The organism is Aeromonas aquatilis, assembly GCF_054052405.1.
In genome coordinates this window covers 1-10,828 of record NZ_JBSTYP010000096.1, presented here as the reverse complement: position 1 = coordinate 10,828, position 10,828 = coordinate 1, and the positions used below count along the sequence as shown (strand labels likewise).

Genomic DNA, 10,828 nt, shown 5'->3' with positions numbered 1-10,828 from the left:
CGTTACGGGAGGGGCGTGAATATCAAAGCATGTTTGCATGAGGCGCTGGGGCACCCCATGCAACACGTAATTGGGACATAGCCTTGTTTTTCATGCCTTGTGGCTCACTTTTCGGTAGAATCGGCGCTCATTTTGACGTCAGTAAAAGATGAGGCGCGGTATGACGGTTCAGTTCCAGGCATTTCACAGCATCAAGGCGATCGGTAATCGGGAGGTGCTGTTCAACTGGTCGAGAACCAATCCCCTCGGTGCGCTGGAGCAGGTGTGGCGCCCGAAAACCCGCGACGAATTGCAGCAACTGCTGCGGGAACACCCCGAGCGCAAGCTGCGCCTCATCGGCTCCGGCCTCTCTTTCGAACCCATTCACAGCGTCTATACCGAGGGCAGTCAGGCGCTGCTGGTGGACTTGCACCACCTGCGCGGCCAGTTGGCGAAAACCGCCGATACCGTGACCTATCAGGCGGGTACGCCGCTCGATACCGTTTATGCCGAGCTGATCGCCATGGAGCGGATGCTGCCCGCATCCCCGGGCGTTATCGGCATCCAGACCCTGGGCGGCTCCCTCAGCACCGGCACCCACGGTCAGGGGCTGCACCAGTCCGCCCTTTGCGATGCGGTAGAGGCGATGACGGTGATGCTGGCCAATGGCGACGTCATCCGGGTGGATCGCACCGACCTGCGCTTCGGCGCCTTCGTGATGGGGATGGGGATGCTCGGCATCCTGCTCGACGTCACCCTGCGCACTGTCCCGAACCGCATCATGCGCTGCACCAAGTTCACCACCGATTACCCCTTCCTCTTGGAGCACAACGAGCGGCTCAACCGTGAGCATGGCTTTGTGAAGAGCTGGTGGTTTGCCTGGACCGGCGAGAGCCACATCTGGCTGGTGGATCCCGCTTCCGAGGAGGAGGTGGCCCGTTACCGCGCCGGCGGCAGCGAGCCGCTGCTGCTGGAGGGTGATATCGACGCCCGCATGAATGCCACCATTGATGCCACTTTGCAGAAGATGGCGAAAGACACCAAGGATGAGGCGCTGGCCGGTGAGCACTTCGAGACGGTGCGTCGCTTCAAGGATGCCTCCGATCTGGTGGGCAACGTCTACCAAATTCTCTGCAAGGGGATCCCGGCCCCTCAGATCAACTGTGAGGTGGCGGTGCCGCTGCATCGTATGAACGAGGCGCTGGAGACCCTGCAAGCGTGGCAGCAGGCCAATCCCGGCGTGTTGCACTACCCCTTTATCCTGCGCTGCACCGGCTCCTCCGAGGCCTGGCTCAGCGCCGCTTATGGCCAGTCGGTCTGCTGGATCGGTTTTCTGGTCTATCTGGCGGCGGACGGCACCTTCGTCAACGGCTCCATGGAGCAGATGCGCGAGCTGCAGCAACTGCTGGCGCCGCTTGGCGGCATCCCCCACTTCGGCAAGCATCTGGCGATGGATCTCTACGACTTCCCGGCCCTGCTGCCGCGCTGGAACGACTTCGTGGCGTTGAAAGCCGAGCTCGACCCCCACGGCCGCTTTGAAAACCGCTGGCTAAGCGACCTGTTTGCCAACCGGTAAGGATCTGACATGACCGATATGCAAGATACCCGTATCCCAGTGACCCTGCTGACCGGCTTTCTCGGCAGCGGCAAGACCACCTTGCTCAACCACTGGGTCAAGCAGCCGGAGCTTGGTGAGTGCGCCGTGCTGATCAACGAGTTCGGCTCGGTGGGGCTGGATCACCATCTGGTGCAACAGGTGGATGAGCAGGTGATGCTGCTTGACTCCGGCTGCATCTGCTGCTCGGTGCAGGGCTCTTTGGTGGAGGCGTTGCAGGGGCTCTTTATGAAGGCCATCCAGCGCAAGATCAAACCGTTCAAGCGGCTGATTATCGAGACCACCGGTCTGGCAGATCCTGCTCCCGTGCTTTTTACCCTGCGCGAAGAGGGCTTTATCGCTCAGCGTTACCGCTTCGATGGCACTGTCACCGTGGTGGATGCCGGCCATATCGAGCAGCAGCTGGCGGCTCAATATGAAGCGGTGAAACAGGTGGCGCTGGCGGATCTGCTGGTGGTGAGCAAGGGGGATCTGGTGGATGGCGAGCAGCTGGCGCGGGTCGAAGCCCAGCTGGTGGCCCTCAATCCTGCGGCCCCCATCCAGCAGGTGACCAATGGCGAGCTCTCGCCCAAGGTGCTGGAGAAGCTGGGCGCCTACAACGAAGCGGCTGGGCGCGATGTGCGTCAGCTGCTGGCCTGGCTGCGCACCGAATCCCCCAAGCAGGGGCTGGCATCACCCATGCAGCCGAAGATGCAACCGTTCGCCGCCAAGGTGGGCACAGCTGCGCCCACCCACTTCGAGCACGGCAACATCGAGAGTTTCTCTTTGCGTATTGGCGAGCCGCTCAAGCCCTCTCGTCTGCTGGCTGCCATCGATGCGGTGCAGGCCCAATACGGCGATGCCCTGCTGCGCCTCAAGGGGATCTTGCAGCTGGAGGGGGAGAGCCAGCCGGTGGTGATCCACGGTGTCCACGGCCAGCTCTATCCGCTGCAGGCGCTGGGCGACTGGCCGGAGGGCAAGGCCCAGTCCCGACTGGTGTTTATCGTGAAAAGTCAGGACAAGGCGGGGATAGAGCGGTTGTTCCTTGATACGCTCAAGGCTCCCGAGCCCAGCCTCGAAGAGCGGCTCAAGGCCATGCTTGGCCAACCGGACGCCTGACATGCTGATATGACCCGCTTTCGTGCGGGTCATTTTTTATCTGAAGAGGAGATAGCGGCTCATGCCCGATAGCACAAACATGGTGACCCCGGCCCAGCGCAAGTGGCTGCCCCTGCTGGCGGCGGTCGGTTTCTTTATGCAGGCACTGGATGGCACCATTCTCAACACCGCCCTGCCCAGCATGGCCGAGACGTTGGGGGAGAGCCCGCTGCAGATGCAGTCGGTGGTGATCGCCTACATGTTGACGGTGGCCCTGCTTATTCCCGCCTCCGGCTGGCTGGCAGACAGATTCGGTACCCGCCGCATCTATCTGGCCGCCATCTCGCTCTTTACACTCGGCTCGCTCGCCTGCGCCGCCTCCAATTCGCTCTCCATGCTGGTGGCCGCCCGTGTGCTTCAGGGGATTGGCGGTGCGCTGCTGATGCCGGTGGGACGGTTGGCGGTGCTGCGGGTCTATGACAAGCACGAGCTGCTGCGGGTGATGTCGTTTGTCACCATCCCGGGGCTGCTCGGCCCGCTGATGGGGCCGGCGCTCGGTGGCTGGCTGGTGGAAGTGGCGAGCTGGCACTGGGTATTTCTCATCAACCTGCCGGTGGGGCTGCTCGGCTTTATCGCCAGCTGGCACTTTATGCCGGAGCTGCGGCAGCAGACCGCCCGGTTCGACTGGCAGGGCTTTGTGATGTTCAGCGTTGGCATGGTGCTGGTGTCGGTCGGCTTGCAGGGGCTGGGGGAGCACAGCATCTCCACCGGTTGGGCGCTGTTTGCACTGATCTTCGGCTTGGCGGCGATGGCGAGCTACTGGCTCTATGCCGCCAATGCACCGCAGCCGCTCTTTAGCCTGAACCTGTTCAAGACCACCACCTTTGCCATCGGCATCTGGGGCAACCTGTTTGCCCGCCTCGGCAGCGGCGCCATGCCCTTCCTCACCCCGCTGTTTCTGCAGCTGGGGCTCGGTTTCTCCCCGAGCAAGGCGGGGATGACCATGATCCCCACAGTGATTGGCGCCATGCTGACCAAGACGCTGGTGAACAAGCTCATCCCCGGGGTGGGCTATCGCCGCATTCTGATCGGCAACACCCTGTTGCTGGGGGCGATGATCGCCAGCTTCTACTTTATCGACAACCAGCTCCCCTACGGGGTCTTGCTGGGCTGGCTGGCGATCTTCGGCGCCATCAACTCGCTGCAGTTCTCTGCCATGAACACTCTCACGCTGCAAGATCTCAGCCCGACCCTGGCCAGCAGTGGCAACGGTCTGCTCTCGGTGGTGATGCAGCTCTCCATGAGTTTGGGGGTGGCGATTGCCGCCAGCCTGCTCGGGCTCTTCTCGGCGGGTACCTCAGCGGGCACCTTAGTGGCCGAGGGCCAGTGGCTGGCCGGGTTCCATCTTACCTACCTCTGTGTCGGGCTGCTCTCCATGCTGGCGGCGCTGATCTTCGCCCAGCTGGCGCGCGATGGGGCTACGCCGTCGGCGCGGGCAGATAGCTGACTTCGCAGGGAAGCTGCGCCAGTACCTCAGCCAGATGTTTGGTCGCCAGCAGAAAGGTCTGCTCCGGGTGGCCCGGAGTCCAGGTGAAGGCGGTGTGGTTGAGCAGTTGCGGATCCACCAGTAGCGGAATATCGGCGCGGGGCAGGAAGGGGCAGACCGCCCCCGGCAGGCAGCCGATCTCCGCCTGCATCTCTTCGGCGGTGCAGATGGAGGGCTTGGCACCGAGTGCGGCCTTGACCGCCTTGTTGTCGAGCCGTCCCTCCCTGTGGGTCAGCAGCAGGGCGAAGCGGCCATCCTTGAACTTGAGAAACAGGGTCTTGCTGAACTCCGCCTGCCAGCCGAGGCGGGCTTTGACCTTTTCGTCGGTGGCGTAGTCGAGGATGGGCTCGTGCTCATAGCGCTGGTGGGGCAGTTCGGCCAGCAGCTGGCAGTTGAAGTGGTGAATGGTATCGAGTGGCATGGGGTTCTCCTGTAGTGGGCGCTATCCTGCCAGCCTCGCAGGGTCAGGCCCAATGACACTTTCTTATCCGTGATAAGCAACCCTGTCCGTGCAAACAACAAGGGCGCCGTGAGGCGCCCTTGCTGATCAGTGATGCTGCAATTCGTACGCTTCCCAGTGAAAGGGAATGGGGCACAGCTGCTGGGAGGCCTTGTCATAGGCTTGCCACAGCTCGCCCATGGTGCGGCCATCGACGGGGTGGCGCAGTTTGGGGGCCAGCTCGGCCAGCGGCCAGAGCACGAAGGCGTTGGTGAGCACTTCACCGCGCGGCAGCACCAGCGGGGTGTCGCAGACCAGATCGCCATAGAGCAGCAGATCGAGATCCAGGGTGCGCGGGGCGAACTTCTTGGCATCCGGCTCGCGGCCGTGGGCGAACTCCATGGCCCGCAGTCGCTGGCAGACGGTGGCCAGTGGCAGATCGGTCTCGGCAGCCGCCACCAGGTTGTAGAAGGGGCGGCCGTTGAAGCCGACCGCTTCGCTTTCGAATACCCGGGAGACCCGCAGCTCGCCAAATTCGGCGTGCAGGGCATCTAGCCCGGCGCGAATATGGCGCTCCCGCTCGATGTTGGAGCCCAGGCTGATATAGATGGTGGTCATCAGTTGCTGCTCGCGGCCGGCGCGCGATGGCGCAGGATCTCGACGCCGACCCCGGCGGCATTGGGCACGGCACCCGGCTTGGTGAGGGTCACCTTGACCCACTGTACCCGCTCATCGGCGAGCACCAGCATGGCGACCTGCTCGGCCATGGTCTCGACCAGCTCGACCACCTTGCCGCTGACATGCTCGCAAATCTTGTTGGAGAGGTCGGCATAATCCAGTGCCAGATTGATGTCGTCGGTTGCTGCCGCGGGGCGGTTGTCGAACCCCATCTCGAGGTCAAAACGGAGCTTTTGGCGAATGCCCTTCTCCCACTCATATACACCGATGGTGGTCAAAACTTCGAGTCCGCGAATAAACACCTTGTCCATGACTGTACTTCTTCTTTACTCTTGATGGGCTGTGATGACAGCGCAGGGATGCTGGCCGGGCAACAGGCTTGCCGAGGCGCTCTGGGTGGGCATGGGCCCATGCCAGCGTATGTGGCCCGCATCATACCCCATTCATATCGTGGTAAAAACGACCAAGATGACGGCCCTGACGATTTTGATGATTATTCTGGCCTACCTGGGTGGTTCACTATCCAGTGCTGTGCTGGTCTCCCGCTGCACCGGTCTGCCCGACCCGCGGGATCATGGCTCCCACAATCCGGGGGCAACCAATGTGCTGCGCCTCGGTGGCCGGATGGCGGCGCTGGTGGTGCTGTTGCTCGATGTGCTCAAGGGGACTGTGCCCGTCTATCTCGCCTGGTATCTGCAGATCAAACCCGTCTACCTCGGCTTTATCGGGGTCGCCGCCTGCCTCGGCCATATGTACCCCATCTTCTTTCATTTTCGCGGTGGCAAAGGCGTCGCCACGGCACTGGGGACCATGATGCCCATCGGCTTTACCATGGGGGGCGCCGTGATTGGTACCTGGCTGCTGGTGCTGCTGGTGAGCGGCTACTCCTCGCTGGCCTCCATCATTACCGTGCTGCTGACGCCGCTCTTTACCTACCTGCTCAAACCCGAATACACCCTGCCAGTCTCGCTGCTCTCCTGCCTCATCCTGATCCGCCATCACGAGAACATCTCCCGCCTGCTCAAGGGGGAGGAACCCAGAGTCTGGGGGCGAAAACGCGCGGCCTGTGCCGAAGAAGTGGCAGAAATGGACGATGTTGCGCAAAAAAGAGACGAACGAGACAAAAAGTGAAATTTCCCGTTGACCATCTGCCTTAAAATCCGTTTAATAGCGCCCACGCCCAGATAGCTCAGTCGGTAGAGCAGGGGATTGAAAATCCCCGTGTCGGCGGTTCGATTCCGTCTCTGGGCACCAATTTTGGTGCCATGAAAGAAAAAATTTGTTCATGCACAATGGTTTAAAGTGTGCCGGCTTAGCTCAGTAGGTAGAGCAACTGACTTGTAATCAGTAGGTCACCAGTTCGATTCCGGTAGCCGGCACCATTTGCCCAGATAGCTCAGTCGGTAGAGCAGGGGATTGAAAATCCCCGTGTCGGCGGTTCGATTCCGTCTCTGGGCACCAATTAAGGTTGATGAGATAGCGATATCTGGTCTCCGAAGTACAATTCCTCCTTAGTTCAGTCGGTAGAACGGCGGACTGTTAATCCGTATGTCACTGGTTCAAGTCCAGTAGGAGGAGCCAATTCAAAAAGCCCTTGTCGCAAGACAAGGGCTTTTTTCTATTGGGCCCAGCCCGTTTACAACCATAAAAACAACCACACACGCACAGATGAACCGCAGGATAGAAATGGAAAATCATGTAGTTATAGAGTCAAAGGGGCGACTTGCCGCCATTAGGAACTGGATGGAACCCGTGCTGGTACTGCTTATTCTTGGCAGCCTGTTCGGTTACCTCGGCAGCCAGATGGGCCTCTCTGCCATGGTCAACACCCTGTTCAATACCGCCCACCAGCTGCTGCTCAATACCGTGCTCTTTATCATGGGGATCACGGTGCTCTCCGGTGCCCTGAGCCAACTCTTGAGCGAGTTCGGGGTGATCCGCCTGCTGGAGGTGCTGCTGGCCCCCTTGATGAAGCCGGTGTTTCGTCTGCCTGGCCGCACCGCGCTGGCGGCGCTGATGACCTTCTTCTCCGACAACCCGGCGGTGATCAGCCTCGCCAAGGACAGCCGCTTTCGCAAAGGCTTCACTCCGTGGCAACTGGTGTCTCTGACCAACTTCGGAACCGCCTTCGGCATGGGGCTGATCGTGGTGACCTTTATGGCCACCCTGCAACTGCCGAGCGGTGAATCCACCGCCAGCGCGGCGCTGATCGGGTTGCTGGGTGCTCTGGTCGGCTCGGTGGTCTCTACCCGACTGATGCAGCGGATGATCCGGCCACTGGTGGGGGAAGTGCTGAACGATGACGCGGTATCGTCCGACGGTCGCAAGGTCGGTGTGACCAAAGAGGCGGCTCCCGGCTGGCTGCGGATCCTCAACTCTCTGCTTGATGGCGGCAAATCCGGCGTGGAGCTGGGGATGGCGGTGATCCCGGGCGTGCTCATCATCAGTACCTTCGTGATGCTGCTGACCTTCGGCCCGGGTGACAAGGGCTATACCGGCGAAGCGTTTCAGGGGGTAGCCCTGCTGCCGGTGCTGGCCGCCAAGGTGAGCTGGCTGTTTGACCTGCTGTTTGGCTTCCAGCAGCCGGAGCTGGTCGCCTTCCCGGCTACCTCGCTCGGTGCGGTCGGTGCCGCCATGTCGCTGGTGCCCCCCTTTATTGCCAAGGGGTGGATCACCGGCAACGAGGTCGCGGTGTTTACCGCCATGGGGATGTGCTGGAGCGGCTTTTTGAGCACCCATACTGCAATGCTGGATGCCCTCGGCTATCGCCACCTCACCTCCCGTGCCATCGTCGCCCACACCATCGGCGGCCTGTGCGCCGGGGTAGCCGCTCACCAGCTCTATATGCTGCTGGGCTGAGTCGGGTTCAGACACGGATACAAAAAGAGGCTCTTCGGAGCCTCTTTGCATTTCTCCCTGCCGGTTCTGTTCATGGGCATACCAATCACCCTTGTGGCGTGATGCCCTGCACCTTCAACCAGAATCGCTCCTGACAGTGGTTGTGAAACAGCTTGCGGGCTGGAGTGACGGGAATGGGGCTGGCGATGACCCGATAGCTGATCCAGCATTCGGCACAAAGCTGCTGCGATGGCGCTTCGTCCTGTTCGGTTTGCTGGCGGATGACGACTCCATTGGCAAACCAGCTGGTGGTTATCTGGTGCTGGATCACAGTGCCGCTCTCATCATGCTCGCTATAGTGTTCACTCTCTTGGCGTGTGAGGGTGACGGGGCTCGCCTGTCGATGAATGGCCCTGATATAGCTGATTAGTTGATTCATTGCCGATCTTGCCGTGATGGTTGGCCTGCACTGGATGAGCAGCACAGGATAAAGAGGGCTAGCGTAACGTGCTGCCGGGGTTGCGGCAATCGCCTCGGCTGCGCCGCAAGTAAACCTGAAAAGGGGAGTTCTATGGGGATCCCGCAAAACAAGGCCGAGCTGCTACTCGCGATCGATACCAATTTCAGCAAGTTGTTCAAGGCGTTGCAGGCCGTCCCCGAGAGCTGGGTGCGGGAGCCGACCTTGGCAGGGCACAGCAAGGGAACCACCATGAGCGTCGTCAATCTGCTGGCCTACCTTATCGGCTGGAACGAACTGCTGATCAAGTGGATCGAGCGGGATGCGGCAGGCCTGCCAGTGGATTTTCCCGAAACCGGTTTTAAGTGGAACGAGTTGGGCGGGCTGGCCCAAAAGTTCTATCGGGATTACGAGGGGCTCAGCTATCCGGCGTTGTTACAGCGGTTGGCTGCCGCCAGAGGGCACATCATCGAACTGGTGGAGGAGCGCAGCGACCAGCAGCTGTATGGCTGCCTCTGGTATGAGAAGTGGACGCTCGGGCGGATGATCCAGTTCAATAGCGCCTCCCCCTATCTCAACGCCAACGGGCGGCTGCGCAAGTGGCTAAAAGAGTTGGCGATCAGGGTGTGAAAGGCAGGGGGCGCGGCTCGGGTGGGCGGCAAAACGCTTTGCCATCATATTGCCACTACCGCCTGTGGCGGCAGCTACTGGCCGCCGGACTCCCCTTTGCGCTCGGCTATCTCCTGCGTGCTGCTTGAACAAATAGATCAGCCATTCAAGGGATTAGCCGGTGCGGTGCGTTTTATCGCCGTGCTGGCCCCGCTTATGCACATCTCTTGGCAACACCATCAAGGGTCGTTGTCGCGGAGAGATATTATGATCAGCAACCTGCTTCCCCTTGCCTCTATCGCCCTCAAGCTGGGCAGCCAGCTGCTTGGCAGCAGTAGCAAACCCCAGCCCGTGCAGCCTGCCGTACAGGAGGAGCACCTAGCCCCGACCGTCCAGGGGATGTTCCAGCGGCTCGGCATCAAGGATGCCGACAACGAGCAGAACCGCTCGGCCATCAACCACTTTATGGGGGAGCTGATGCAGACTCTGGGGCAGGAGAATGGTGGCCAATCCCTCCCGGCTGCCATCGACAGCGCCCGCAACCAGCTGGCGAGCGGCACCCAGAGCACCCGCCTCGATGCGCTGCAGAGCGAACTCGATACCCTCAAGGATTCCCTGGGTGCCAGCGAACTCAATCTCGATCAGTTGCTCGGCGCCCTGAAACAGACCCTGCCCAATGGCAAGGGGGAAGGGGTCGGCAAGCTGCTTAATGCCAGCGCCTGAACGGCGGTGAGCAATAAAAAACGGCAACCTCGGGTTGCCGTTTCTTTTGTGGTTTAACACGTCATGAGCGAGGTGATGGCGGGTTCTCCATATCGCTGGCTACTTCTACCAGCCCTCTTGCATGCAAGGCGTGAGCTGCTCCTTGCCGATCCGCTTCATCCTTGTTCTGGCCCAGTTTGAATTTGCCAACCAGCCGCTCTATCTCGATTTCAATACCGACAACGGCCTGCACCATGGCTTCCATATATTCTCTCGGCGCATCCGCCATTCTCCATGGGGTCGGTTCTCCGGCCTCATGATGACGAGTCAGATTTGCCAGCAGGCGGCGTACGAAGCGGGCATCGTCGCGAATCTGGATGCGACCGTGAGCATGCACAACGCTGTAGTTCCAGGTCGGTACCTGCTGGTGATGCGCTTTCTTGCTCGGATACCAGTTAGGGGAGATATAGGCATCTGCAGCCTTGAAGATCACCAGTACTTTGTCCCCATCCCTGGCCTCTTGCCAGAGCGGATTGTTGCGTGCGACATGGGCACGCAAGACTCCCTGCCCTCCGGTTTCCTTTGCAAACTCGAATGGCAGATGGTTGGCATCCAGCCCCTGTGAGCCGTGGGTGATCAGAGATCCTAGCGGATGTGCCTGCATCAGTTGATGCAGATCTTCGGGGTCATCGGTGGTGAAATGAGGTGGCAGATACATGCAGATTCCTTCTATCGAGCGCTGACATCCATTCAACAACTACAGGCATCCAGTCAGCGGGACAAGCCATTTCGGGCGCAAAAAAAGGCTATGTCCCAATTACGTGTTGAAAGGCTAAGCTTGAAGTAGGCCATCACCTTGAGGTCTACCATCATGGATACCCCAGCCTT

The 10,828-nt window shown here is 60.5% G+C and carries 12 protein-coding genes and 4 tRNA genes; 11 read left to right on the top strand and 5 right to left on the bottom strand.

Annotation, left to right across the window (positions count from 1 at the left end; translation table 11 throughout):
• Positions 1–160: 160 nt before the first annotated feature.
• The 3 genes from ACW5W8_RS22705 (at position 161) to mdtD (ending at position 4,178) form a co-directional block, all read left to right on the top strand.
• Positions 161–1,555, top strand: a complete 1,395-nt coding sequence (locus tag ACW5W8_RS22705; RefSeq protein WP_498630609.1) for a D-arabinono-1,4-lactone oxidase — start codon at positions 161–163, stop codon at positions 1,553–1,555.
• 9 nt (positions 1,556–1,564) lie between these two features.
• A complete protein-coding gene (locus ACW5W8_RS22700) occupies positions 1,565–2,692 on the top strand; it encodes a CobW family GTP-binding protein (protein ID WP_498630607.1) in 1,128 nt (375 codons plus the stop codon).
• A gap of 61 nt (positions 2,693–2,753) precedes the next feature.
• Positions 2,754–4,178: a multidrug transporter subunit MdtD gene (gene mdtD / locus ACW5W8_RS22695; protein WP_498630605.1), complete on the top strand. Its 1,425-nt coding sequence runs from the start codon at positions 2,754–2,756 to the stop codon at positions 4,176–4,178.
• Here the strand turns inward: mdtD and ACW5W8_RS22690 are convergent.
• The 3 genes from ACW5W8_RS22690 to folB all read right to left on the bottom strand — a co-directional run bounded on the left by ACW5W8_RS22690 (position 4,150) and on the right by folB (position 5,645).
• The gene (locus ACW5W8_RS22690; RefSeq protein WP_149152034.1) at positions 4,150–4,638 is read right to left on the bottom strand and encodes a YbaK/EbsC family protein; all 489 of its coding nucleotides are present in this window, start codon (positions 4,636–4,638) and stop codon (positions 4,150–4,152) included. The genes mdtD and ACW5W8_RS22690 overlap by 29 nt on opposite strands.
• A 126-nt stretch (positions 4,639–4,764) precedes the next feature.
• Complete coding sequence (gene folK / locus ACW5W8_RS22685) at positions 4,765–5,274, bottom strand: 2-amino-4-hydroxy-6-hydroxymethyldihydropteridine diphosphokinase (RefSeq protein ID WP_498630603.1); 510 nt, start codon at positions 5,272–5,274, stop codon at positions 4,765–4,767.
• A complete protein-coding gene (folB, locus tag ACW5W8_RS22680) occupies positions 5,274–5,645 on the bottom strand; it encodes a dihydroneopterin aldolase (protein WP_498630602.1) in 372 nt (123 codons plus the stop codon). Before folB ends, folK begins: the two co-directional genes overlap by 1 nt.
• A 157-nt stretch (positions 5,646–5,802) precedes the next feature.
• Between folB and plsY the strand changes: the two genes are divergently transcribed.
• From plsY to ACW5W8_RS22650, 6 genes are all read left to right on the top strand, one after another.
• Positions 5,803–6,465, top strand: coding sequence for a glycerol-3-phosphate 1-O-acyltransferase PlsY (plsY, locus tag ACW5W8_RS22675; RefSeq protein ID WP_031227839.1), 663 nt, complete (start codon positions 5,803–5,805; stop codon positions 6,463–6,465).
• A gap of 47 nt (positions 6,466–6,512) precedes the next feature.
• Positions 6,513–6,588 (top strand) — tRNA-Phe (locus ACW5W8_RS22670).
• Positions 6,589–6,640: 52 nt separating this feature from the next.
• Positions 6,641–6,716, top strand: a tRNA-Thr gene (locus tag ACW5W8_RS22665).
• A gap of 3 nt (positions 6,717–6,719) precedes the next feature.
• Positions 6,720–6,795 (top strand) — tRNA-Phe (locus ACW5W8_RS22660).
• A 44-nt stretch (positions 6,796–6,839) separates the two neighbouring features.
• Positions 6,840–6,915, top strand: a tRNA-Asn gene (locus ACW5W8_RS22655).
• Between the two features lie 105 nt (positions 6,916–7,020).
• Positions 7,021–8,193, top strand: coding sequence for a CD0519/CD1768 family membrane protein (locus tag ACW5W8_RS22650; RefSeq protein WP_043822000.1), 1,173 nt, complete (start codon positions 7,021–7,023; stop codon positions 8,191–8,193).
• Between the two features lie 85 nt (positions 8,194–8,278).
• Here the strand turns inward: ACW5W8_RS22650 and ACW5W8_RS22645 are convergent, their stop codons facing one another.
• Positions 8,279–8,611, bottom strand: coding sequence for a hypothetical protein (locus tag ACW5W8_RS22645; RefSeq protein ID WP_498630599.1), 333 nt, complete (start codon positions 8,609–8,611; stop codon positions 8,279–8,281).
• Between the two features lie 132 nt (positions 8,612–8,743).
• On the opposite strand from ACW5W8_RS22645, the gene ACW5W8_RS22640 reads away from it, so the two are divergent.
• Positions 8,744–9,259: a ClbS/DfsB family four-helix bundle protein gene (locus tag ACW5W8_RS22640; RefSeq protein ID WP_498630598.1), complete on the top strand. Its 516-nt coding sequence runs from the start codon at positions 8,744–8,746 to the stop codon at positions 9,257–9,259.
• A 246-nt stretch (positions 9,260–9,505) separates the two neighbouring features.
• A complete protein-coding gene (locus ACW5W8_RS22635; RefSeq protein WP_498630596.1) occupies positions 9,506–9,961 on the top strand; it encodes a hypothetical protein in 456 nt (151 codons plus the stop codon).
• 61 nt (positions 9,962–10,022) lie between these two features.
• On the opposite strand, the gene ACW5W8_RS22630 is transcribed toward ACW5W8_RS22635, so the two are convergent.
• Complete coding sequence (locus ACW5W8_RS22630) at positions 10,023–10,658, bottom strand: FMN-binding negative transcriptional regulator (protein ID WP_498630594.1); 636 nt, start codon at positions 10,656–10,658, stop codon at positions 10,023–10,025.
• Between the last annotated feature and the right edge of the window lie 170 nt (positions 10,659–10,828).

Bases quoted from the DNA above. Each gene is read 5' to 3' on its own strand.
- plsY (WP_031227839.1), top strand. From the start codon at position 5,803: ATGACGGCCCTGACGATTTTGATGATTATTCTGGCCTACCTGGGTGGT.
- ACW5W8_RS22700 (WP_498630607.1), top strand. From the start codon at position 1,565: ATGACCGATATGCAAGATACCCGTATCCCAGTGACCCTGCTGACCGGC.
- ACW5W8_RS22705 (WP_498630609.1), top strand. From the start codon at position 161: ATGACGGTTCAGTTCCAGGCATTTCACAGCATCAAGGCGATCGGTAAT.
- ACW5W8_RS22690 (WP_149152034.1), bottom strand. From the start codon at position 4,638: ATGCCACTCGATACCATTCACCACTTCAACTGCCAGCTGCTGGCCGAA.
- mdtD (WP_498630605.1), top strand. From the start codon at position 2,754: ATGCCCGATAGCACAAACATGGTGACCCCGGCCCAGCGCAAGTGGCTG.
- ACW5W8_RS22640 (WP_498630598.1), top strand. From the start codon at position 8,744: ATGGGGATCCCGCAAAACAAGGCCGAGCTGCTACTCGCGATCGATACC.
- ACW5W8_RS22635 (WP_498630596.1), top strand. From the start codon at position 9,506: ATGATCAGCAACCTGCTTCCCCTTGCCTCTATCGCCCTCAAGCTGGGC.
- ACW5W8_RS22650 (WP_043822000.1), top strand. From the start codon at position 7,021: ATGGAAAATCATGTAGTTATAGAGTCAAAGGGGCGACTTGCCGCCATT.
- ACW5W8_RS22630 (WP_498630594.1), bottom strand. From the start codon at position 10,658: ATGTATCTGCCACCTCATTTCACCACCGATGACCCCGAAGATCTGCAT.
- ACW5W8_RS22645 (WP_498630599.1), bottom strand. From the start codon at position 8,611: ATGAATCAACTAATCAGCTATATCAGGGCCATTCATCGACAGGCGAGC.
- folB (WP_498630602.1), bottom strand. From the start codon at position 5,645: ATGGACAAGGTGTTTATTCGCGGACTCGAAGTTTTGACCACCATCGGT.
- folK (WP_498630603.1), bottom strand. From the start codon at position 5,274: ATGACCACCATCTATATCAGCCTGGGCTCCAACATCGAGCGGGAGCGC.